The organism is Streptomyces sp. NPDC104814 (assembly GCF_055583185.1).
This window is the reverse complement of sequence record NZ_JBVJOL010000010.1, coordinates 53,676-74,961: the sequence shown is the minus strand read 5'-3', so window position 1 is coordinate 74,961 and position 21,286 is coordinate 53,676. Positions and strand designations below refer to the sequence as shown.

20 protein-coding genes are annotated in these 21,286 nt (G+C 72.7%); 6 read left to right on the top strand and 14 right to left on the bottom strand.

The features are described 5' to 3' along the window. Positions 1 to 40: 40 nt before the first annotated feature. Positions 41 to 655 (bottom strand): class I SAM-dependent methyltransferase, encoded by a 615-nt coding sequence (locus tag ACZ64A_RS28710; RefSeq protein ID WP_469814405.1) that lies wholly within the window; start codon positions 653 to 655, stop codon positions 41 to 43. A 140-nt stretch (positions 656 to 795) separates the two neighbouring features. Here ACZ64A_RS28710 and ACZ64A_RS28705 point away from each other — a divergent pair, with 140 nt between their 5' ends. Further along, positions 796 to 930, top strand: a complete 135-nt coding sequence (locus ACZ64A_RS28705; protein WP_361625759.1) for a hypothetical protein — start codon at positions 796 to 798, stop codon at positions 928 to 930. Positions 931 to 955: 25 nt separating this feature from the next. Here the strand turns inward: ACZ64A_RS28705 and ACZ64A_RS28700 are convergent, their stop codons facing one another. After that, positions 956 to 1,405, bottom strand: a complete 450-nt coding sequence (locus ACZ64A_RS28700) for a GNAT family N-acetyltransferase (RefSeq protein ID WP_469814403.1) — start codon at positions 1,403 to 1,405, stop codon at positions 956 to 958. 167 nt (positions 1,406 to 1,572) lie between these two features. Here ACZ64A_RS28700 and ACZ64A_RS28695 point away from each other — a divergent pair, with 167 nt between their 5' ends. Next, positions 1,573 to 2,601, top strand: a complete 1,029-nt coding sequence (locus ACZ64A_RS28695; RefSeq protein ID WP_469814402.1) for a lytic polysaccharide monooxygenase auxiliary activity family 9 protein — start codon at positions 1,573 to 1,575, stop codon at positions 2,599 to 2,601. Between the two features lie 58 nt (positions 2,602 to 2,659). Here ACZ64A_RS28695 and ACZ64A_RS28690 read toward each other — a convergent pair whose 3' ends face one another. Continuing rightward, positions 2,660 to 3,517 carry an esterase/lipase family protein gene (locus tag ACZ64A_RS28690; protein ID WP_469814400.1) on the bottom strand — a complete coding sequence of 286 codons (858 nt, stop codon included), beginning with the start codon at positions 3,515 to 3,517 and terminating at the stop codon, positions 2,660 to 2,662. A 171-nt stretch (positions 3,518 to 3,688) separates the two neighbouring features. Continuing rightward, entirely contained in the window at positions 3,689 to 4,135 is a 447-nt protein-coding gene (locus ACZ64A_RS28685; protein ID WP_469814399.1) for a MarR family winged helix-turn-helix transcriptional regulator, read from the bottom strand. Between the two features lie 84 nt (positions 4,136 to 4,219). On the opposite strand from ACZ64A_RS28685, the gene ACZ64A_RS28680 reads away from it, so the two are divergent. Further along, the gene (locus tag ACZ64A_RS28680) at positions 4,220 to 4,594 is read left to right on the top strand and encodes a cupin domain-containing protein (protein ID WP_469814805.1); all 375 of its coding nucleotides are present in this window, start codon (positions 4,220 to 4,222) and stop codon (positions 4,592 to 4,594) included. Positions 4,595 to 4,601: 7 nt separating this feature from the next. Here the strand turns inward: ACZ64A_RS28680 and ACZ64A_RS28675 are convergent, their stop codons facing one another. Together ACZ64A_RS28675 and ACZ64A_RS28670 are read right to left on the bottom strand one after the other, a co-directional pair. Next, entirely contained in the window at positions 4,602 to 5,570 is a 969-nt protein-coding gene (locus ACZ64A_RS28675; protein ID WP_469814398.1) for a DNA polymerase Y family protein, read from the bottom strand. Beyond that, a complete protein-coding gene (locus ACZ64A_RS28670; RefSeq protein ID WP_469814397.1) occupies positions 5,567 to 9,001 on the bottom strand; it encodes a DNA polymerase III subunit alpha in 3,435 nt (1,144 codons plus the stop codon). Before ACZ64A_RS28670 ends, ACZ64A_RS28675 begins: the two co-directional genes overlap by 4 nt. 123 nt (positions 9,002 to 9,124) lie before the next feature. Here ACZ64A_RS28670 and ACZ64A_RS28665 point away from each other — a divergent pair, with 123 nt between their 5' ends. Further along, positions 9,125 to 10,180 (top strand): DUF3533 domain-containing protein, encoded by a 1,056-nt coding sequence (locus ACZ64A_RS28665; protein ID WP_469814395.1) that lies wholly within the window; start codon positions 9,125 to 9,127, stop codon positions 10,178 to 10,180. A gap of 187 nt (positions 10,181 to 10,367) precedes the next feature. On the opposite strand, the gene ACZ64A_RS28660 is transcribed toward ACZ64A_RS28665, so the two are convergent. The 6 genes from ACZ64A_RS28660 to ACZ64A_RS28635 form a co-directional block, all read right to left on the bottom strand. Next, entirely contained in the window at positions 10,368 to 11,276 is a 909-nt protein-coding gene (locus tag ACZ64A_RS28660; protein ID WP_469814394.1) for a S1 family peptidase, read from the bottom strand. A 475-nt stretch (positions 11,277 to 11,751) separates the two neighbouring features. After that, complete coding sequence (locus ACZ64A_RS28655; RefSeq protein ID WP_469814393.1) at positions 11,752 to 12,522, bottom strand: LLM class flavin-dependent oxidoreductase; 771 nt, start codon at positions 12,520 to 12,522, stop codon at positions 11,752 to 11,754. Next, a complete protein-coding gene (locus tag ACZ64A_RS28650; RefSeq protein WP_469814392.1) occupies positions 12,519 to 13,340 on the bottom strand; it encodes an LLM class flavin-dependent oxidoreductase in 822 nt (273 codons plus the stop codon). Before ACZ64A_RS28650 ends, ACZ64A_RS28655 begins: the two co-directional genes overlap by 4 nt. A gap of 28 nt (positions 13,341 to 13,368) precedes the next feature. Then, positions 13,369 to 14,130, bottom strand: a complete 762-nt coding sequence (locus ACZ64A_RS28645; RefSeq protein ID WP_469814391.1) for an amino acid ABC transporter ATP-binding protein — start codon at positions 14,128 to 14,130, stop codon at positions 13,369 to 13,371. Between the two features lie 71 nt (positions 14,131 to 14,201). Further along, positions 14,202 to 15,956, bottom strand: coding sequence for an FAD/NAD(P)-binding protein (locus tag ACZ64A_RS28640; protein WP_469814389.1), 1,755 nt, complete (start codon positions 15,954 to 15,956; stop codon positions 14,202 to 14,204). Beyond that, on the bottom strand, positions 15,953 to 16,810 hold the full coding sequence (locus ACZ64A_RS28635; RefSeq protein ID WP_469814388.1) for an amino acid ABC transporter permease: 858 nt from the start codon (positions 16,808 to 16,810) through the stop codon (positions 15,953 to 15,955). The genes ACZ64A_RS28640 and ACZ64A_RS28635 overlap by 4 nt, the downstream gene beginning before the upstream one ends. 423 nt (positions 16,811 to 17,233) lie before the next feature. Between ACZ64A_RS28635 and ACZ64A_RS28630 the strand changes: the two genes are divergently transcribed. After that, entirely contained in the window at positions 17,234 to 18,187 is a 954-nt protein-coding gene (locus ACZ64A_RS28630) for an ABC transporter substrate-binding protein (RefSeq protein ID WP_469814386.1), read from the top strand. Positions 18,188 to 18,223: 36 nt separating this feature from the next. Here the strand turns inward: ACZ64A_RS28630 and ACZ64A_RS28625 are convergent, their stop codons facing one another. Then, positions 18,224 to 19,381: a DUF5685 family protein gene (locus tag ACZ64A_RS28625; RefSeq protein WP_469814385.1), complete on the bottom strand. Its 1,158-nt coding sequence runs from the start codon at positions 19,379 to 19,381 to the stop codon at positions 18,224 to 18,226. A gap of 248 nt (positions 19,382 to 19,629) precedes the next feature. On the opposite strand from ACZ64A_RS28625, the gene ACZ64A_RS28620 reads away from it, so the two are divergent. Further along, positions 19,630 to 20,067, top strand: a complete 438-nt coding sequence (locus ACZ64A_RS28620) for a cell division protein SepF (RefSeq protein ID WP_361625813.1) — start codon at positions 19,630 to 19,632, stop codon at positions 20,065 to 20,067. Positions 20,068 to 20,106: 39 nt separating this feature from the next. On the opposite strand, the gene ACZ64A_RS28615 is transcribed toward ACZ64A_RS28620, so the two are convergent. Next, positions 20,107 to 21,276, bottom strand: a complete 1,170-nt coding sequence (locus ACZ64A_RS28615) for an acyl-CoA dehydrogenase family protein (RefSeq protein ID WP_469814383.1) — start codon at positions 21,274 to 21,276, stop codon at positions 20,107 to 20,109. Positions 21,277 to 21,286 lie beyond the last annotated feature (10 nt).

The window sequence follows — 21,286 nt, the reverse complement described above, 5'->3', positions numbered from 1 at the left end:
CTCGCCCGGTCCGTCGTGTCCGCGCCACCGCGCCCCGGGTTCAGACGACGGCCACCACCGCGTACCGCTCGTCGTCCACGGCGCGCCCCCACAGCAGCGGGTCGTCCGACAGCCGCTCCAGGCGCACCTCGGCGGCGAGCGGGGCGAGCAGACCGGTGAGCCGGTCCGCGGGTATGCCGACCGGGCTGAGCGTGCCCCACACGCCCTCCACCAGCACCAGCCGTCCGCCGGGGCGCAGCAGCCGCCGCCAGTGCGCCAGCACCCGCGCCGGGTCGGGGAGCGTCCACAGCACGTGCCGGACCAGCACCACGTCGTACGCCCCCTCCGCCACGGGTGGTTCCGCGGCGTCACCGAGCAGGAACCGCGCGTCACGGCCGGCGAGCTTGGCGCGGGCCCGTTCCAGCATCGCGGGCGCGCTGTCGACGCCGGTCACGCGGTGTCCCTGTGCGGCGGCGAGGAGTGACAGGCTGCCGGTGCCGCAGCCGAGGTCCAGCACGTCGCACGGGTGCGGCGGCAGCCAGGCGCGCAGCCGGTCCGCCCAGGCCGCGCGCACCTCGGGGGCGCGCAGCCCGTGATCGGGTTCTTCATCGAATTCGGCCGCCTGCGCATTCCAGTAGGCGGATGGGGGAATCACAGCGTCACTTGTGTTTTCCATGCAGCCGACGATGACACCAACCACTGACATCCCGGATCGTGACGGCCGCCACTGACAGGGCGGCGCCGATGAGGAACTCTCGCCGAAAGGGTCTACCTCCGTGAGAACGCGGAACCCGGTGGATCCTGAAGGAGGCAGCCATGCGCCGTATGACCGTGCAGAAGCCCCTGAAGAAGACGGACACCCGCCGGGTCCGTGAGGAGACCGACGAGCGCCCCGCCGGCCGTCCGGAGGTGCGAAAGGACATCGCGCGCACCTGGTGGCCCGACGGATGAGAGGGCCGCGCCCGGCTCCCGCTTCTCAGCCGAGCGACTTGCGGTAGTGGATGCGGTCGTAGGGCCCGTCCACCCGCCGCTCCACGACCTCGTAGCCGTACTTGGGGTAGATCTCCTGGTTCTCCCACATCAGCGCGTTGGTGTAGAGCCTGACCTCGGGCAGGGCGAGCGCACGCGCGTGTGCGTCGACGAAGTGCAGCAGCCGCCGCCCCACGCCGCGTCCGTGCGCGTCGGGGTGGACGGCGATGCTGTCCAGGAAGAGATGGCCGGCGCGCGGCTCGACCACCACCAGCCCGGCCACCGGATCACCCGTCACGAACACCTTGCCCGCGGCGACCTCGGCGGCGTGGTCGGCCTCCATGGGCTGCGGCACCACGCCGATGCGTGCGATGTAGTGGTGGTAGGCGGCGTCGGTGACGGCCTTCACCGCGGGCACGTCGGCGGCGACGGCGGGCCGGATCTCGTTGTCGATCATGCCGGCACGGTAGCTACCTGAGCCCAGTCTGAGCACCCCCTTAACGCGACCATAAGGATCTCCTCCCGCCGCTCTCAGCAGGCGATTTCCCGCTGCGCCGGGGCTAGCTTCGGATCGCCCCCACGGGTTACCGGTCCAAGTCCCCGGCTCTTTCGAGGAGTTCCTCCATGCGTGCTCGCCGCACGGCCGCCACCGCCGCCGCCCTCGGCCTGGCCCCGCTCGCCCTGACCGCCCTCGCGGCGGCGCCCGCCGCCGCGCACGGCACGATGGGGGATCCGGTCAGCCGGGTGTCGCAGTGTTACGCGGAGGGCGCCGAGAGCCCGAAGTCGGCCGCGTGCAAGGCGGCGGTGGCGGCGGGCGGCACGCAGGCGCTGTACGACTGGAACGGCATCCGCGTCGGCGACGCCGCCGGGCGCCACCGGCAGCTGATCCCGGACGGCAGGCTGTGCAGCGCGAACAACGAGGAGTTCAAGGGCCTGGACCTGGCCCGCGCCGACTGGCCGGCGACAGGCGTGCACAGCGGCGCGTACCCGTTCAGGTACCGGGTGACGGCCCCGCACAAGGGCACCTTCACGGTGTACCTCACCCGGCCCGGCTACGACCCCACCCGGCCCCTGGCCTGGGACGACCTGGACCTGGAGCACCCGGTGGCGACGGCCACCGACCCGGTCGCGGCGGGCGGCTTCTACACGTTCACCGGCACCCTGCCCGAGCGTACGGGCCGTCAGCTGCTGTACGCCGTCTGGCAGCGCTCGGACAGCCCGGAGGCGTTCTACTCCTGCTCGGACGTCACCTTCGGCGGCGCCGCGTCCGGCGGGACGGCGCCGGGCGGTACGGCATCCGGGGGTACGGCGACCGGCGGTACGCCGTCCTCCGGCGCGGCTCCCGTGCCGAGCGCGTCGGCGCCCTCCGAGGAGCAGATCGCCGCGGGTGCCGGCAGGTCGACGGTCGCGCACCACGGGCACGGGGCCGCCGACGCACCGACGTCGGCCCCGCCCACGGCGGTACCGAAGGCGGCGGCACCGGAGGCCGAGCAGCCGAACCGGCCGGAGGCGGCGGGCGCCGGTGAGCACCTCGCCGAGACCGGCGGTGACGGCAGCACCCCGTACGTCGCGGTGGGCGGCGCGGCCGCGCTGGCGCTCGGCTCGGCCGCCCTGTTCGTGTCCGTGCGCCGCAGGGCGACGGTCCGCAAGTGAGCGTGAGGGGGCCCGGCCGGCGGCTCAGGCCGGCCGGGCCCCCTTCCGGTCCGGGTCGTCAGCCGACGGCGGACGCGCAGGTGGTCGGGGTGGCGTGGGCCGGGTCGAGGGCGTTGGCCACCTCGTGGAAGGCGATCCGGTCGGTCAGCCCGACGAGGACGTGCTCGGACAGGTCGAGCGGGCACAGGTCCTGCAGCAGCACGTTCCTGACGTCGGGCCCGCTGAGGTACTGGCTGCGGTACGGCGTGACGACCTCGTCGTACCGGGTGGCGAGGACCGTGTAGTGGACGCCGGGTACGGTGTCGCCGCCGGCGTTGAGCCTGGTCAGCAGGTCGGAGCCGACGACCTGCTGGGCGAGCGCGGGGGTGGCCGCGTTCAGCAGGTACGCGGCCCCGGGGAAGTACGGCAGCAGCCCGGTGAGTCCGCTCAGGGTGGTGCCGTGGTTGCTGGGCGCGATGCCGACGAGGGCGTTCACCCGGTCGGCCCCGCCGAGGAACTTCAGGTAGTAGCGGGGCATCATGCCGCCCTGGGAGTGGCCGACGAGGTCGGCCTTGGCGGCGCCGGTGGCGGTGAGCACCCGGTCCACGAACTCCTTGAGCTGCTGCGCCGACCGGTCGATCGGGCCGAGGCCGTGGAAGACGGGGACGCCCGGCAGCTGGCCGTAGTCCAGGGAGTAGACGCAGTAGCCGCGGTCCTCCAGGTAGGGGGCGAGGCCGAGCCAGTTGTCGACGGAGTTGCCGAGGGTGCCGTGGACGAGGACGACAGGACGCGGATGGGCGGCGGACGGCTTGCAGGAGTAGTCGTTCCAGCCGGTGCTCGGTGCGGCGGCGTGGGCGGCGGTGGCCGGGACGGTGACGGCGGCGGCCGTCAGCAGCAGCGCGGCCAGTGGTCTGAGCAGGCGCTTCCAGGGCAGCATCGGGTGATCTCCTTGCGGCTCAAGGGAGTACGACGACAGGACGCCCTGTGACCCGGATCACGAGGATGCTGTTCATTCGTCAAGTTACGAACGAGTAGCAGACGTGTGAAGTTACGCGTCAGTAAAAACTTCCACTGGTAGCCACGACGACGACGGCTTCCTGATAACGCCTCACCAGGCGGGGCGCACGGGGCCGTCGACGGGAAGACGCCCCAACCGCTGCGCCATCAGCCGCACCTCGGACTCGCCCAGCACGTCCGCCCACGCCCGCACGGCCTCCACCGCAGCCTCCTCCGCCGCCCGGGTGCAGGCCCACCCGCGCTCGGTGAGCACGACCAGCCGGGCCCGAGCATCCCCGGGATGCGGCCGCCGCTCGGCGTACCCCTTGCGCACCATCTCGTCCACCAGCTGGCTCGCCGCCTGCTTGGTGACCCCGAGGTGTGCGGCGAGATCGGTGACCATGGCCCCGTTCGGCGCGAGCCGCGCGAACGCGAACCCGTGGGCGGGCCGCACGTCACCGAAGCCACGGGCGACGACGCCCTCCTGGATGCGCTGCGTGAGGTCGCCGGCGGCGGCGAGCAGGGCGGCGGTCAGGGCGAGGGCGTCGGAGTTCTGCACGAGGGCATTGAAACACCCTTGCCAAAGTGGTCAAGCTGGTTGACCATATAGTCAAGTAGCTTGACCACTGGAACGGAGAGTCCCATGCCCGTCGTCCGCTCGTCACAGGTCCGCACCCATGAGATCCACGGCGCCCGCTTCGTCTCGTACGCCACTCCGCTGACCGGCAGCAAGGAGCTGTGTGCCTGGCGGGGCGAGATCCCCGCCGGCACCAGGGCACCCGCGCACACCGTCAACCGGGAGGAGATCTTCCACCTCCTCGTCGGCGAACTGCTGATCACCCTCGACGGCCGCACCGAACGCGTCACGGCGGGCGACACGGTGATCGTCAACCCCGGCGCGACCCTGGCCGTCGAGAATGCGACCGACCACACGGCGATCTCCTGGGTCACCACCTCGATCGGCCTGGAAGCCGAACTGGCCGACGGCACCCGCCTCACACCGCCGTGGGCGAACTGACCTGCCGTTACGCGGCGAGCGCCCCCGGCATCACCGCGCGGGGCCCGAACCTCGCTCGCGCGCGGTCCGCGACCTCCTCGATCCGTCGGACCCGGTCGTCCACCGGGTCGAAGGTGAGCTGGTGGGAGGCCGCTTCTGCGGGCCCGAGCCCCTCCGCGCGCAGAACGATCGCCCGCACCCGGGCGCGTTGCAGCCCCAGCGCCTCGTACATCCCGTACGCCGTCCTGGTCAGCGCCGGTGAGTGGGCGGTGGACTCCGGCAGGGTGCGGCTGCGGGTGGTCGCCGACCGGTCGGCGTAGCGGACCGTCAGGGTCAGGGTGCGGCAGACCTTCTCCACCGCGCGCAGCCGGGCACCGATCTCGTCGGCGGCGGACAGCAGGGCACGGCGGTGCCGTCCGGGGTCCAGTTCGTCGCGGTCGAAGGCGCGTTCCGTGGCCAGCGACCGGGAGACGGCGTTGGGCACCACCCGGCCGCGGTCGACACCGTTCGCCTTCTCGTGCAGGTCGCGTCCGGTCTTCGCGCCGAGCAGCCGCTGAAGCGTGGACAGCGGCGCCGCCGCGAGACGGCCGAGGGTGTCCAGGCCGTACTCGCACAGGGTGCGGGCGGTCGCGGTCCCCACACCGGGCAGCGCGGAGACGGGCCGGCCGGCGAGGAAGTCCGCGGCCTCCGCCTCGGAGACCGCGCACGTCACCCCGGGCCGGGCCTCCCGCAGCGCCATCCGGGCGAGCATCGGGCCGGGCCCGGCGCCGGTCACGCAGTCGACGCCGTACCGGGCGAGGGCGCGCACCCGGATCACCGCGGCCAGTTCCACGGCGCTGCGCCCGAAGTACCGCTCCGCGCCCCGCAGATCGGCGAGCGCCCCGTCCGGCGGCAGCGCCTCGACGACCGGGGTGAACTCCTCCAGCAGTCCGAGCAGCCCGGGCAGGGCCGCCTCGTACATCGGCGGCAGCTGGAAACGTACGCAGAGGATGGTCATCCCGCACTCCCCGGACTCTGGTGCCACAACTTCCGTACGGCAGAGGGCCCTTGTGAGGCCTCCTGCCCCGCGGGCCGCAGGTCGGCCCACGGGTGCATCTCGTATCCGGTGGACAGCCTGATGCGCCGCCCGCCGGTCGGGTCACCGCCCCCGTCGTCCTCGGCGGCCGGTGCCGCCAGCCGCGCCGCGACCTCCTCGAGGCCGCCCTCGGCGCGCAGTTCCACGAGTTCGGCGAGGTTCCAGGCGGCGGACCCCACCACGCTCAGGCTGCGCGGCCCGCGCCGCTGCACCACGCCCCGCACCAGCAACAGCCAGGAGTGGAAGACGGTGTGGGCGCAGGCGTCGTGCGAGTCGTCGAAGAAGGCGAGGTCGACCAGGCCCGTGCCGTCGTCCAGCGTGGAGAAGATGACCCGCTTGCCGGACCGGATCGGCGGCGTCTGGGTGGCCGCCTTGGCGCCCGCGACCAGCACGGTCTCCCCGTGCCGCGCCTCGCGCAGCCGCCGCGCCGACACCACGCCCAGCTCCTTGAGGAACTCCCGGTGGTCGTCCATCAGATTGCGTGAGGCGTCCATCGACAGCACGCCCAGTTCGGCGCTGAGCCGTTCGGCGTCGGACAGGTCGGGCAGCCCCGCCGCCGCGGTCCTGCGCCCACCGGCGAGCGGGAGCTGGGCCCCGCCGGCGCCCCGGGCCGAGCGGTGCAGCTCGGTCAGATGCAGTTGCAGATCACGCCGGTTGGCACCGAAGGCGTCCAGCGCGCCGACCTGGGCGAGCCGCTGGGCGATCGGCCTGCTGGGCCGGGCCCGCTCCCAGAAGTCCACCAGCGAGGCGTACGGCTGCCCGTCGGCGATCCGCGCCGCCTCGGCCTCGCTGATGCCGTGCACATCGGACAGGGCCAGCCGCAGCCCCCACATCTCGCCCTGCTTACCGGACACCAGTTCGATCCGATGGGCGGCACCGGACGCGTTCACGTCCAACGGCAGGATCGGCACCCCGCGCCGCCGCGCGTCCGCCAGCAGCAGCCGCTTCGGGTACATCCCCGGGTCGTGCGTGAGCAGCCCGGCGTAGAAGGCGGCCGGGTGGTGCGCCTTCAGCCAGGCCGACTGGTAGGTGGGCACGGCGAAGGCGACGGCGTGCGCCTTGCAGAAGCCGTACGACCCGAAGGCCTCGACGATCTCCCAGGTCCGCCGGATGGTCTCGGTGTCGTACCCGTTCTGCGCCGCCCGCTGCGCGAACCACACCTTGATCCGCCCCTGCGACTCCGGGTCGGACAGCCCGCGCCGCACCCGGTCGGCCTCGCCGCGCCCGCACCGGGTCATGATGTCGACGATGTCGATGATCTGCTCGTGGAAGACGACAACCCCGTACGTCTCCTTCAGCGGCCCTTCCAGGTCGCGGTGCGGATAGCGCACCGGCGCCCGTCCGTGCCGTGCCTCGATGAAGGGGCGCACCATGTCGGCGGCGACGGGCCCGGGCCGGAACAGCGAGATGTCGACCACCAGGTCCTGGAAGGTGGAGGGCTGCAGCCGCCCCACGAGGTCCCGCTGCCCCGGGGACTCGATCTGGAAGCACCCCAGGGTCTCGGTGGACCGGATCAGCTGATACGTGGCCGGGTCGCCCTCCGGCACCGCGTCGAGGTCGACCCGCTCCCCGCTCACCCGCGCCACCTCGGCGACCGCGTGCGCCATCGCCGACTGCATCCGCACCCCGAGCACGTCCAGTTTGAGCAGCCCGAGGTCCTCCACGTCGTCCTTGTCGAACTGCGACATCGGGAAACCCTCGCCGCTGGTGGGCATCACCGGCGTACGCGCGAGCAGGGAGGCGTCGGACAGCAGCACCCCGCACGGGTGCATGGCCACCCCGCGCGGCAGGGCGTCCAGGGCCTCGACCAGCTCCCACAGCCTGCCGTACTTGTCCCGCTCGGCGGCGAGCTGCCGCAGCTCGGGCAGCTCGTCCAGGGCCGCGCGGGCGTCCCGCGCCCGGATGTGCGGAAAGGACTTGGCGATCCGGTCGATCTCGGCGGGGTCCATGGACAGCGCGGCGCCCACGTCCCGGATCGCGTGCCGCACCCGGTACGTCTCGGGCATGGCGACCGTGGCGACCCGCTCGGTGCCGAAGCGGCCGATGATCGCGCGGTAGACCTCCAGCCGGCGCGCGGACTCCACGTCGATGTCGATGTCGGGCAGGACGACCCGCTCCTTGGACAGGAAGCGTTCCATCAGCAGGCGGTGCTCGACCGGATCGGCATGGGCGATCCCCAGCAGATGGTTGACGAGGGACCCCGCGCCCGATCCGCGAGCGGCGACGCGGATCCCCATCCGCCGTACGTCGTCCACGACCTGAGCGACCGTCAGGAAGTAGGAGGCGAAACCGTGGTGGGCGATGATGTCCAGCTCGTCGTGCATCCGCTCCCAGTACCGCGGCCGCCCCGCGTACCCCATCCGCAGCATGCCCGCGACGGCCCGTGAGGCGAGCGCCCGCTGCGCGGTGCGCCGCCCGGCGCCCACCAGGTGGGCCTCGGGGAAGCGCACGGTCCCGATCCCCAGGTCGTCCTCGGGGTCGACCCGGCACTCGGCGGCGGTGGCCAGGGTCTGCTCCAGCAGCCGGTACGCGGTGTCCCGCCGGTAGCCGGCGGCCTCGACCACCCGCTCGGCGACGCCAAGCATCTCCCCCGCGTCCTTCAGCCAGGCCTCACCGGAATCCAGCTCCCCGGCGATGGGCACGAGCCGCCGCGCGGCGTCCAGCACGTCGGCGACCGGGCCCATCCCCGGATCGGCGTACCGGACGGCGTTGCTCAGCACGGGCCGCACGCCCTGCTCCGCGGCGAAGCCGACCGTGCGGGCGGCGAGCCGCAGGGACCCCGGGCCCGTCCCCTCCCGCCCGTGCCAGACGGCCTCCAGCCGCAGCGCGTCCCCGTAGACCTCGCGCCACGGGCCCAGCAGCCGCGCGGCGCGGTCCGGTCGCCCGGCGGCGAGCGCCCGGCCCACGTCGGAGCCGGGCCCGAGCAGGACGACGAGCCCGTCCCCCCGGTTGTCGTCCCAGCTCAGCAGGGGCGTGTCACCGTCCCCTCGATGCGCCGCCGTGACGATCCGGCACAGGTCGGCCCAGCCACGGGCCCCGTCCCCGGCGAGAAAGGTCGCCCGGGGAGCCGACTCGTCCACGAAAGCCCCGCCCCGCACGGGAGTGCGGCGCCTGCCCTCACCGGAACCGCCCTCACGCGGACGCACGGCGAGGTCCGCCCCGAACAGCGGGCGGACCCCCGCCTTGGCGCAGGCCTTGGCGAAGCGGACCGCCCCGGCGACGGTGTCCCGGTCGGTGAGCGCGAGGGTGTCCATGCCGCGCTCGGAGGCGCGCTCGGCCAGGCGCTCCGGGTGCGAGGCCCCGTACCGCAGGGAGAACCCGGAGACGGTGTGCAGATGCGCAAAGCCCGGCACACACACCTCCTCGAACATCAGTTCCCAACAAGACCACCATACCCCCATCCCCGAACACTTGTACGACATCCGTTCGGGCGTGTCCCACCTGCGCAAACGCCGTCCCGCCGAAACGGTGGAACCATGACGCAGACCACCGACGCCGACACACCCCGTAGCCCCTCCCACGCCTCCTTCCTCACCGAGGTGAAGGACGCCGTCACCCCCCGGGCCACCTTGTTGGTGATCGGTGTGATCGCCCTCCAGCTGCTCTTCATCGCGTCCTATGTCGGGGCCCTGCACAACCCCAGACCCCGGGACGTCCCGTTCGGCGTGGTCGCACCGGCCGCGGTGGCCGGCCAGGCGGTCACCCGCCTCGGCAACCTCCCCGGTTCCCCCCTGGACCCCCGGGCGCTGCCCGACGCGGCGACGGCCCGCCGCCAGATCCAGAACCGGGACATCGACGGCGCCCTGGTGGTCGACCCGTCCGGCCGCACCGACACCCTCCTGGTCGCCTCCGGCGGCGGCAGGGTCCTCGCCACGGTGCTGGAGAACCTGACCACGGCCCTGGAAGCGTCACAGCACCGCACGATCCGCACCGTCGACGTGGCCCCCGCGTCCCGGACGGACTTCAACGGCCTGACGTCGTTCTACCTGGTGGTCGGCTGGTGCGTGGGCGGTTATCTGTGCGCCTCGATCCTGGCGATCAGCACCGGCGCCCGCCCCGCGAACCCGCGCCGCGCGACGATCCGGCTGGCCACGATGGCACTGGTCGCCGCCGTCGGCGGCCTCGGCGGGGCGATCATCGTCGGGCCCGTCCTGGACGCCCTGCCCGGCAGCGTGGCGGCCCTGTGGGGCCTGGGCGCGCTGATCACCTTCGCCGTCGGCGCCGCGACGCTCGCCCTCCAGGGGCTCTTCGGCATCGTCGGCATCGGCCTGGCGATCCTGCTGGTGGTGATCGCCGGCAACCCCAGCGCGGGCGGCGCGTTCCCGCTGCCGCTGCTGCCCCCGTTCTGGCAGACGATCGGCCCGGCCCTGCCGCCGGGCGCCGGCACCTGGGCGGCCCGCTCGATCGCCTACTTCCACAGCAACGCCATGACGTCGGCCCTGCTGACGCTGGGGGCGTGGGCGCTGGGCGGCATCGTGGTCACGCTCACGGCGGCGGAGATGCGGCGCAGGCGCACGGCACAGCCGGCATAGCCGCGCGGGTCGCGTCAGCGGGCCGGGTTCCACGACGGGCGGACCGCGCCCGGGGTACGCCCGCTCCCGCGTCGCGTCCAAGGAGGAGGCCCCCGCACGCGGCAGGCGTACGGGGGCGGGCGCAGTCACAGGGCCTGTCGTTCGGTGACGCCGGGGTGATCCAAACGGCAGGCCCTATGCGCTCACGTCAGTAGACGTGCACCCCGTAGGCGCTGAGCGCCTCGGTCACCGGCTGGAAGAAGGTCGTCCCGCCGGAGGAGCAGTTGCCGCTGCCGCCGGAGGTCAGGCCGTAGGCCACACCGCTGTTGGAGTACAGCGGGCCACCGGAGTCGCCCGGCTCGGCGCAGACCGTGGTCTGGATCAGACCGTAGACGATGTCACCGCCGCCGTAGTTGACGGTCGCGTTGAGCGCGGTGACCTGCCCGCTGTGGATGCCGGTGGTCGACCCGCGCCGGTAGACGGTCGTGCCGACGGACGGCGTGGCCGCGCTCTTGATGTCCACGCTGCCCACGGTGCCCGACTTGGCCACCGAGGAGTTCGTGTAGCGCACGATGCCGTAGTCGTTGCCGGGGAAGGACGAACCGGCGGTGGAGCCGAGCGTGGTCGAGTGGGAGGAGTTGGACCACCAGGTGCCGGCGCCGTCGGTGCAGTGACCGGCGGTCAGGAAGTAGTAGTTGCCGCTGGAGTCCTGGACGTTGAAGCCCAGCGAGCAGCGCCAGCTACTCGCATAGATGGCGTCGCCGCCGGAGATCAGCTTGTTGAACTTGCCCGGGGTGCGCTTGATGGTGAGCGCGCCGGCATTGCTCCCGGCCTGCTCCTTGATCTTGCTGATCTCGGCCTGCGTCACCGTGCTGTCGGCGGTGACGACCACACGGCCGCTCTTGCTGTCGACGGCCCAGGCGGTACCCGGGATGTCGGCCTTCAGCACCGAGTCGCTCGCCTTGGTCAGCTGCGCGGCGCTGAAGGTGGTGGGAGCGTCGGACGCGTTCGCGCTGGGGATCGCGATCGCGGCGGCGGCCACGAGTCCGGTGGAGACGGCGATCAGCCGGGTCCGTCTCGAAAGGCCGCTGCGGGGAGTGGTGCGCTTGATCCTCACGTGTCGTTCCCTCCATGGGAAGTCGGGGGCCCGCGTGGGGTCGGGGCCCGTGAGGCGCAGCCAGGAGACAGGACGCCCGGATTCCGGGCTTCACATGCCCCTGACAAGCGCTGAGGGGGAGTATTCGGCCGAACGGCCGGTAGGCGCAAGGGTGCCTTTCGGCCGTCACGTTTTGACACACCTTTACCCAACGACCGCTCCGGCCGGAGTCGATCGGCCCCCAACGGACCCGGGTTCAGGCCACGTTCCGCTCGCCCGAGGTTCCGTGGCATCGACGCCACGCCCCACGATCCGCTCTGCGCCGTACCGGCGCCCTTCACGGCGTACGAGGAGAGCCGCACCGTGCGGGTCGAGAGCGCCGACGGGCGTGAACGGGGGCTCGGGCCGGGCGGTGAGCCGGCCTTCGCCCTCGGCGGGCGGGAGCTGACGCTGAAGGTGTCCGGAAGTCGTCCCTCCCTTCTTCGTCATGCGCTGCTCATCCCTTTCCTGCCGGGGCCGCGATCCCCAGATGCGAGCGCAGCGTCGCGCCCTCGTACTCCGTACGGAACGCGCCACGCTCCTGCAGCAGCGGCACGACCCGCTCCACGAACTCCTCCAGACCGGCGGCCCCGAGGAGGAACCCGTCGGCGGCCTCCTCCCGTACGTACGCGTCGAGTTCGGCGGCCCGCACTCCCGCGGGGGAGCCGCCGGGAACATCGCACCTGGCGAGGACCCTCAGCTCCACCGCCGCCCGCCCGTACCGCGCCAGCCGCCCCTTGACGTCGGCGTACAGCTCCCGCCCGGCCCCCACCGAGCCGTACGGCACGACGAGCACGTCGGCACGGGCGGCGGCGAACTCCCGCTGTTCCTCGGACTGCCCCGTCACGATCACGACGGGCCGCCCCTGCGGCGAGGACGGCACGGCGAAGTCCGCTTCCCAGACCTCCCGCACGAGGTCCACGCAGGGCGCGCCCCCGGAGGCCGGGTGCCAGCCGGCCCGTCCCCCGCTGAGCCCGTCCAGCGTGGCGAGGCGGCGCACCAGGTCGAACGGCTCGCAGCCGGCCGCGTCGACCGTGGCGGCCAGCCCGGTGTGCGCGGTGACGGCCGCGAGCGCGCCGAGCACCGTCACCGGCTCCCCCTCCCCGGCCACCAGCACGAAGTCGAACAGCCCCCGCTCGGCGGTCCGGGCGAGGCGCTCCAGCTCCGGGAAGCCGCCGGGCCCCCCGACGCCGTCCACCCGCACCGCCAGATGCATCCGCCGGCTCATGCCACGCTCCCGGCCCAGCTCACGGCCCGCGCGAGCCCCAGGTGTTCGCGCAGCGTCCCGCCCGGATAGAAGGTGCGGAACAGTCCGCGGTGCTGGAGCACCGCCACCGTGCCGTTGACCAGCCGTTCCAGGTCCCTGCGTGGCTCGACCGGCACGAGGTGGAAGCCGTCGACGGCCCCTTCCGCGTGCCATCGGGCGATCAGTTCGGCGAGGTCCACCGGCCCGCCCCGGTACAGCGGGCCCTGGATCGTGGGCCGGGGCCCGCCGCCCCCGTGGCCGGGCGCGGCGGCGCGTTCACCGTCACCGAGGTCGATCCGCAGGCTGGCCAGCACCCGCAGCTCCCGGGGATCACGGCCGTACTGCGTGGCGAGCGCGGCCAGTTCACCGCGCAGGCCGGCGGCCTGGGCCGCACCGGCCGCCCGTACCAGGGCGACATCGGCGTACCGGGCGGCCGCGGTCCGGGCCTGCCGGTCGGTGGCGTCGACGATGTGCACAAGATCCCCCGGCGAACGCTCCGGTGCGCCCGTGTCCTGGGCGAGCCGGCCGGCCCGGCCGGCGCTGACCCAGTCGAGGACGGCGACGGCGCCCGCCTCGCGGCCGGGGTCGGTCACCGCCGGCACCAGGCCGATCCGGCCGGTCTCGGGCGCGACGCGGGCCAGCACGCCCGCCGTGTCGAGTCCCGGTCCGGCGAAGCCGCCGTCCACGGTCACGAAGTCCAGCCCGCCGCGTTCGGCGAGGCGTGCCAGCTCGACGTAGGCACCGGCGTCGTACGCCCCCGGCTGGTCGATCGCGGCGCCGAGATGCAGCAGCCCGCCCATGCCCGGACCTCCCCTCCCCCGCACCCGCTCACAGCACCTTCGACAGGAAGGCCCGCGTGCGCTCGTGTCGTGGGGCGTCCAGCACCTCACCGGGCGGCCCCTGCTCGACGATGCGGCCGTCGGCCATGAAGACGACGGTGTCGGCGACCTCGCGGGCGAAGCCGATCTCGTGGGTGACGACGATCATCGTGGTGCCCTGGTGGGCCAGGTCCTTGATGACGTCGAGGACCTCGCCGACCAGCTCGGGGTCGAGCGCCGAGGTCGGCTCGTCGAAGAGCAGCAGCCGGGGTTCCAGGGCGAGGGCACGGGCGATGGCGACGCGCTGCTGCTGGCCGCCGGAGAGCTGGCGGGGGTAGGCGCCCGCCTTGTCGGCGAGTCCGACCCGCTCGAGCAGCCGCAGGGCCGTCTCCTCGGCCTCCTGCCGGGGGCGCTTCAGGGCGGCGACCGGTGCCTCGGTGACGTTCTCCAGGACGGTGAGGTGCGGGAAGAGGTTGAAGTTCTGGAAGACGAACCCGATCCGGGTGCGCTGTTTGAGGATCTCGCGCTCGGGCAGCTCGTGCAGCTTGTCGCCGGAGCGGCGGTAGCCGACGAGGGCGCCGTCGACGCTGATCGCGCCCCGGTCGACCTTCTCCAGGTGGTTGATGGTGCGCAGCAGGGTGGACTTGCCGGAGCCGGAGGGGCCGAGGACGACGGTGACCTCTCCGGCGCGTACCTGCAGGTCGATGCCGTCGAGCACCTTCAGCGGGCCGAAACTCTTGTGGACGGACCGGATGTCGACCATGACGCTCATGGGAATGTCCTCAGGTGTCGAAGGGTGGCGAAAGGTGGCGAAAGGTGTCGAAAGGTGGTGAAAAAGGGGGGTCAGGCGGCCGCGGGGCGGGCGAGGGAGCGCAGGAAGGTCAGCGCGGAGCGTGCGGTGGCGTCGTTCTGCCGGAACGCCGGCCCGCCGGTGCGGGGCCGGGTGAACGCGCCGGAGGAGCGGGCATCGGTATGGGGGCCGAGCGCGAAGCGGCGCGGATGCGGCCGCCCGGCACGGTCGAGGATCCGTCCGTCGGCGGGGTCGACGCGCAGCAGCCCGTCCGGGGTCTCGGCGGCCCCGTCGGCGTGCAGTTCGCGCAGCAGGGGGTCGCGGCTGCCACTGACCGTCGGCGCGGGCAGCCGCGCCTCGACCAGCGCCCGCGCCTCGATCAGCACACCCGGCACGGTGGGGCTGGAGGCGCGGAACACGCCGTCCTCGGCGGCCACCTCCATGCCGGCGCCGACGAAGCGGACGATCCCGGCCCGGGACAGCACGAGCAGCTGCCGCAGCCGGGGTGCGGGCGGCCCGGAGGCGAGGGAGCTGAAGAACCCGTGCCACCAGGTGCCGACGTCGCCGAGCCGCACCAGCTGCCCGTACACCGAGAGCAGGGCGAAGAAGACGGCCAGGTCCGGGCTGTGCGCCGGGTCGTGGCGGCGCCGCAGGTCCTCCTCCACGTAGGCCCGCAGCCCTTCCTGAAGGGCGTCGGGGGAGGCGTACCGCACGCCGTCCAGCGGCCGGTCCAGGGCGGCGAGGTCGAGGCGGTCGCGTACGTCGGGCACGGCCGCGGCGACCAGGGCGTCCAGGTCGGCGCCGCCGGCCGTGGCGTACTTCTTCTCGAAGACCGCCCAGGAGACGGCCGTCCGCTCGGGGTGGGCGGTGAACAGGCGGTGGTAGTGGGCGAAGCCGAGTTCCTTCGCCACCAAGGGCCATACGTCCCTGCGGAAGTCGAACCCTCCGGGCCGGGCCAGCAGCTCGGCGGTCTGCGCGGGTCCGAGGAAGCGCGGCAGCGGCGGCCGCTCGCCGGTGAGGTCGTAACCGATCTTCGCGTGGTACGGCACTCCGCGCCGCGACCCGACGTACAGCACCGGCTCGCGCCCGGACGGGACGTAGGTGTCGCCGTCGTAGCGGCCTCCGCGGCCCTCGGTGAGCAGCACCATCAGGTCGACGAAGGCGAGCCCGAAGCCGCGCACCAGGACCTTCTCGCCGGGCGCGAGCGCGGTCAGGTCGCTGTCGGCGGTGTAGTCCGGCGGCAGGTGGACCAGGCCGTGCTCCCGGGCGTACGCGGTCAAGCGGTGCTGTTCGTCGTCGGGTTCGGCGTCGAGATGGCCGACGGTGAGCACCACCAGGTCGGCGAGGAGGGGCCGGGGGCGGCCCTCCAGCCACACCTGCTGGCGGCCTTCGCGGGGACCGCTGACGCGCAGGGCGCGGCGTCGGTGGTGGTGGACGGTGATACCCGGGGGCAGCGCGGCCAGGGTCTGCTGGTGCACCCAGCTCAGGTAGGCGCCATGCAGCTGCCGGTCGGCGAAGGTGCGGCCGTCGATGCCGGCCCATTCGTGCAGGGTGGGGCCGGGGCGCACGGGGCCGGCCATGTCGACGGTGTCGTCGGTGAACATGGTGATGTCCGCGGCATGCGAGTTCATCCAGAGCAGGGGTGACTGGGCGGCGCGCCAGACACGTCCGGCGCCCGGCGGGTACGGGTCCACGAGGTGGATGTCGAGGCCGGAACCGGCGTACAGCTCCGGGGCGTTGGCGGCGATCCGCTCGATGACGCCGGTCCCCCGCGGGCCGGCGCCGACGATGACCAGGGCGGGCCTCATCGCCGCGGCTCCGTTCCGCGCGCGTACCGCTTCTCGAGGTAATGCTGGCCGATGCCGAGCAGTGAGGTGACGACGGTGTACCAGAGGGTCGCGACCATCAGCAGCGGGATCACCTGGTAGGTGCGGTGGTAGATCAACTGCGTGGAGAACAGCAGGTCGTTGACGGCGATGACGCTGACGATGGAGGTGCCCTTCAGGGTGCCGATCAGCATGTTGCCGGCCGGCGGCACGATGGAGCGCATGGCCTGCGGCAGCACGATCCGCCACCAGCGGCGCAGGCGGCCCAGACCGAGCGCCTGGGCGGCCTCGATCTGTCCGCGGTCGACGGAGAGGATGCCGCCGCGCACCACCTCGGCGGCGTACGCGGCCTCGTGCAGGGTCAGGCCGATGACGGCGACGGCGACCGGGCTGAGCAGGTCGACCGTCCGCACGCCGAGGACGCGGGGGTACAGCGCCCCGATGTTGAACCACAGCAGCAGCTGGACCAGGATCGGGATGGAACGGAACAGCCAGACGTAGCCCCAGCTCACCGCGCGCAGCACGGGGTTGGCGGACAGGCGGGCTGCGGCGAGCAGGGTGCCGAGCGCGAAGCCGAGGGCCATCACGACGGCGGTCAGCCACAGGGTGAGCCACAGGCCGCGCAGCACGGAGTCGGTGGTGAAGTACGCGGCGACGACGTCCCATTGGAAGGCGTCGTTGCGCGAGACGGAGGTGAGCGCGAGGGCGAGCGCGACGAGGACGACGACGGCGGCCGCCCACTGGCCGTAGCGGCGCCGGGGCACGATGCGCGGGGTGTCGGCCGCTTGTGGGATGCCGGGCGCCGCGGGCACTTTGGCGAGGGTGTCGGAAGACATGCGAAGGCTCCGTGACCAGGTAGGTCGTACACGGGTGGTGCCTTCACACGGGGCGCGCCGAGCGGCGCGGTACGGCCGAGCCCCTCAGCAGGGCCGTCGCACGACTGTACGGGTCCGTTTCCCCTCGCTGTCAAGGCTGTCCACACTATGAGCCGTACGTCTCAAGTCGGTTGACGCACAACCGGGGACCTGTTCCACTTGGCCCATGCATCCGCAGTGGCTGGTCTCGCGCTCCCACATCGACTTCGGTCGCGTGTGGTCCTGTTCCTGTTGAGCTGACCCCCTGCGCCTTCCGCCGCCCTGATCCGGCGGGCGCTCCTTTCGTGTTTCTCTCCGCATGCCTTCACACGCGCACCCCTCCCCTCGCGTTGTTCCCCGGCGTTTCCACGCCCCTTTTCTGCTGCTCACAGGAGACCGCACACCATGCGTACGTCCACACGTACCCGCTTGAGGCATTTCACCCCGTTCGCCCTGATCACCTCGGCTGCCCTGCTCCTCAGCGCGTGCGGTTCCGGCTCCAGCGGCGCGGCGGACGCGGCCGGCGCGGCGGCGGCCGCCGACAAGGTGCCCACGAAGGACGTCGTCTCCGGCGTCCGCAAGGACAGCGCGGCCGCGAGACTGCTGCCGGCCGGCGTGCGGGACGTCACCGTCGCGATCAGCGTCGGCGGCACACCGCCCGGCACCACCTATCTGGACGACGGCAAGACGCTGACCGGTCAGGACGTCGACTTCACCAAGGCCGTCGCCCGCGTCCTCGGCCTGCGGCTGAAGGTGGAGCAGGCGGGGTTCGAGGCGATCCTGCCCGCCCTGGACAGCGGCAAGTACGACGTCGGCGCCAGCAACTTCGGCGTCACCGACGAGCGCCGCAAGACCATCGACTTCGTCACCTACATCAACGACGGACAGGGCTTCGCCACCCGCAAGGACAGCGACCTGCACAAGATCACCGATCTGACGCAGCTGTGCGGCCTGAACGTCGCCACCGGCGCCGGCACCACCTTCGAGGCCACTCTGGAGAAGAACAAGCACCTGTGCACGGACGCCGGCAAGAAGGCGTACACGGTGCAGACGTACGGCGAGCCGGGCGCGATCTGGTCGTCGGTGCAGCAGGGCCGCAGCGACGTGGTGATGTCCACCATCAACGGCCTGCGCTACGCCGTCGCCCACCAGCCGGGCCTGAAGTTCCTCAACGAGTACCACCGCCTCGACGTCGGCTTCGCCTTCAAGAAGGGCACCGCGCTGGCGCCCGCGTTCCGGGCCGCGGTGAACAAGCTGATCGCGGACGGCACGTACGAGGCGATCCTGAAGAAGTGGGGGACGACGGGATCGGCGATCAGGACGTCACAGATCTCGCCGCCGGAGCTGAAGTCCTCCTAGACACCGGCCCGTTCGGCGGCCGGGCCCCACGCCGGTTCAGCAACCGTCGCACGGACAGCAGCAGTCGCAGCCGTCGCACCCGTCGCAGCCGTTGCACGGGCAGTCGCAGTCGCAGTTCTGGCAGCACCCTTCGCGCCGCTTGCGCGACCACGGCCCCTCGAACTCGTCGGCACAGCACACCTTGCAGGTGCAGCACAGCCCGATCGCGGCCGCGCACCCGGCCCAGAAGCCGCGCGGGCCCTTGTACGGCGACTGCGCACCGAAGGGGTCGCCCGGCAGGTACGAGGGGGTGCCCGGCGGGGGCGGTCCGAAGGCGCCCTCGGGCCGGTGGCCGCACGAGGCGGTGCCGAACGCCCGGTCCACCGAGCGGCCCAGTTCGTGCACCAGCAGCCGGTGCGCGAGCCGGCCGTCGGCGAACTCCACGTCCCGCAGGGCGAGACGGATGCCGTGCACGGCGTCGTCCGCCAGCCGGCGGGCGTCGGTGAGGGAGGTGCCGGTGGCCGTCAGCGGGTTCCAGGCGCCGGACGCCGCGTCGGCGTCCCGGTCCTCGACCGCGTCCAGCAGGTGGGCGAGCCGTCCGAAGAGCCGGCCGGCCTCGGCGAGCGGTGCCGCGTTGCCGGGACGGCCGGCCAGCACGGCGGTGTGCGCGAAGGCGGCGGCGGTGGCCGTCTCGGTGGGTTCCGTGACGGTCAGGACCGGTGTGCCGGGCCCGGCCAGCGCCTCCAGGCCGCTCTGCCGGTCGACGGCGTCGACGAGGACGGCGGTGTCGAAACCGACGGCGGCGCCGCCCCGTTCCCCGGCCCGCGCCCAGCCTTCGGCGACCCGGCGGGCGGCGAGCGCCACCGGCCGCCGGCCCAGCAGCCCGTCACGGTCGGCGACATGGTCGTGCACCTTCGCGGAGGCGAGCACCAGCGACACCGCGGCGGCCAGTCGAGCGCCCTCCCCCTGGGCGACGGATGCGGTGCGCATCCCGCGCAGCGGACACGGTCCGGCCGTACGCCACCCACCTGCGGTCTTCGCGGTCTGAGCCTCCGTCAGAACCGATATGAGCAGTCCGTCATAGTTCGTCACGATTCGGGCGAACTGTCCGTGATCCTTGCGCAGTGCCAGACACAGCCCGCACAGATGAGCCACCCACTGCACCCCGAGCGCCTCGCCGAGCCGATGCCGGCAGGGCCTTACGATTCCGAACACCACGCGCCCCCGTTCACCCGTACGCCCCGTCCGTCACCCGGACGCCGGGAAGAATCATATTTCACTCACAGTCAGCAGCCGTTTGAGTCACGACCCTTGGGACACCCGGGCTCTCGACGGATCGGCTGTGCACCAGTACCGTCACAAACCCCCCGCACGGCGTCTATCCACTTGGCGCGACATCCGCATCATGGACGACCATGGGGAATGCGGAAGGCAAGACAAGGCCGCTGTGAGAGGAGGCGTCCATGGGATCGGTGCGCAAGGCGAGTGCGTGGCTCGGCCTCGTCGACGACAACGATGACGAGCGCTACTACGACGACGACTACACCGAGGGGACCGAGTCCGGGGACGCCTGGGTCACCGACCCCCGGGTGAAGGTGGCAACGGACACGGCCGAGGAGAAGGGCCGCCGGATCGGCACGGTGACGCCGGACAGCTTCCGGGACGCCCGCGCGATCGGCGAGCTGTTCCGCGAGGGGGTACCGGTCATCATGAACCTCACGGCCATGGAGCCCGGCGACGCCAAGCGCGTGGTGGACTTCGCGGCGGGGCTCATCTTCGGGCTGCGCGGCTCGATCGACCGGATCTCCACGCGTGTGTTCCTGCTGTCCCCGGCCGACACGGAGATCATCTGCGGCGAGCCCGCCGCGCACCGTTCGGACGGTTTCTTCAACCAGAGCTGAGGCGGGGCCGCTCACCGGCCCCGCCCTGCTCGGGGTCCGTCACCGGAACGCGTCGAGTCCGGTGAGCGCCTTGCCCAGCACCAGCTGGTGCATCTCGACGGTGCCCTCGTAGGTGAGCACCGACTCCAGGTTGGTCGCGTGCCGCATCACGGGGTACTCCAGCGAGATCCCGTTCGCGCCGAGGATGGTGCGCGCGGTACGGCAGATCTCGATCGCTTCCCGTACGTTGTTGAGCTTGCCGAAGCTGACCTGCTCGGGACGCAGGCGGCCGGCGTCCATGCGCCGCCCGAGGTGATGGGCGAGCAGAATCCCCTTGTGCAGCTCGACCGCCATGTCGGCGAGCTTGGCCTGCGTGAGCTGGAAGCCGCCGATGGGCCGGCCGAACTGCTCGCGCGTCCTGGCGTACTCCAGTGCGGTCTCGAACGAGGACCGGGCCGCGCCCATGGCCCCCCAGACGATCCCGTAGCGGGCGTGCGACAGACAGCTCAGCGGGCCGCGCAGCCCGGTGACCTCCGGCAGCACCGCGTCGGCCGGCAGCCGTACGTCGTCCAGCACCAGTTCGCTGGTGACGCTCGCCCGCAGCGACCACTTGTGCTTGATCTCGGGTGCGGCAAAGCCGGGGGTGTCGGTCGGGACGACGAAGCCGCGGATGCCGTCGTCGGTGCGCGCCCAGACGACCGCGACACCGGCGACCGAGCCGTTGGTGATCCACATCTTGCGGCCGTTGAGCACCCAGTCGGAGCCGTCGCGCTTGGCGTGGGTCCGCATGGCGGCGGGGTCGGAGCCGTGGTCGGGCTCGGTCAGGCCGAAGCAGCCGATGACCTCGCCGGCGGCCATGCGCGGCAGCCAGGTCTGCTTCTGCTCCTCGCTGCCGAAGCGGTGGACGGCGTACATGGCGAGCGAGCCCTGGACCGAGACCAGGGACCGGATGCCGGAGTCGGCGGCCTCCAGCTCCAGGCACGCGAGGCCGTACTGCACGGCGGAGGCACCGGCGCAGCCGTAGCCCTCCAGGGACATGCCGAGCGCGCCGATCGCGCCGAGTTCCCTCGCCAGCTCGCGGATGCCGGGCAGCTCACCCTTCTCGTACCACTCGGCGATGTGCGGCAGGACGCGGTCCGCCGCCCAGCTGCGGACGGTGTCCCTGACGGCCAGGTCCTCGGGCTCGAGAAGGTCGTCGATCCCCAGGGGATCGGTGGGGTCAAAGGACATGGCGCATCCT